Source organism: Oleiphilus sp. HI0079, from assembly GCF_001635105.1.
The window spans coordinates 1-1,255 of record NZ_LWFT01000042.1; the positions used below are offsets into that span (position 1 = coordinate 1).

General features: G+C 46.5%; 1 protein-coding gene. It reads left to right on the forward strand.

Going from position 1 to position 1,255, the window contains the following annotated elements; translation table 11 throughout:
- Window positions 1–39: 39 nt before the first annotated feature.
- Window positions 40–1,255: flagellar hook-associated protein FlgL (gene flgL, locus A3750_RS00755; protein WP_068547936.1), on the forward strand; the 1,216-nt coding region annotated here is incomplete at its 3' end.

A 1,255-nucleotide genomic window follows, 5' to 3' on the forward strand; every position in this document is an offset into this window, starting at 1 on the left:
TGCTTTCCGTTAGTGTCGCATGGAGTGATGGAGTAAGACATGAGAATCTCTACCATACAAATTTTTGAGCGTGGTATTTCATCAATACAGGATGTGACTGCGCAACAGCAAAAAACCCAAGAACAACTGGCAACGGGCAAGCGGGTTCTCACGCCTGCGGACGACCCCGTCGCATCGACTCGAATTCTTGAGCTAAATCAGGAAATAGCTATCAATACTCAGTTTCAGCGCAACGTTGAGTTGGCAGAGGGGCGTTTGTCACTACAAGATGACCGACTTGGTGGTATCAGTGATGTCATAGAACGTATTCGAACCTTGGCGGTTTCTTCGGGTAACGGTGGACTTTCCAAAGATGATCTTGGTTCGATTGCCTCTGAAATCGAACAGCGCCTTGATCAGTTAGCGGGCTTATTGAATGCGCGTGACGCGAGTGGCGAGTACGTGTTTAGCGGATTTCAGGGTGGTACGCAGCCGTTTGAGAAAAATGAGTCTGGATCTTATCGTTATCAGGGTGATGAAGGTGTTCGGTTTGTTCAGATCGAAAGCTCTGTGCGTATCCAAACAACCTTAAATGGGCAGGAACTGTTTGAAGATATGCCGGCCTATACCAATACATTTTATACTCAGGCGGGCGAGGCTAACCAAGCTAACCCTCCTGCAACAATCTCTGTTGGTCAGGTGATTGATCAGGAGCTCTATGATGCGTTTTACCCTGAAGATTTAGTGGTGGAGTTTACTAGCCCCACAACCTTTAACATTAAGGAAAAGTCTTCAGGCTTTGTATTGCAGTCAAATGTGGCTTACCAACCAAATGGCCCTATTCAGGCTCAAGGTGTTCAGTTTGAGATCAGCGGTGCTCCGGTTACAGGAGACACTTTTTCGATCGAATCATCAGAAAAACAAGGCTTGCTCAGAACCACAGAAAAGTTCATCTATGGTTTGCGGAACTTCTCGGCAACACCTGAGGGTAGAGGTAGTTTTGATGAGTTGCTTGAGTCAACTCTTGCCAATTTGGATTTCGCGTTTACATCCGTACTCGACGCACGAGGCCAGCTTGGTGCACGGTTGAACACTTTGGAAACCGGTCTTGAGCAACTGAAAGATTCAGAGATTATTACTCAAGAAGCGCTTGGTAAATTAGAGTCTGTGGATTACGCCGAAGCGATTAGTCTTCTCTCGTTACAGCAGTTTAGTCTTGATGCGGCGTACTCCTCTTTTAACAGGATTACCTCGCTGTCATTGTTTGATCGAATCG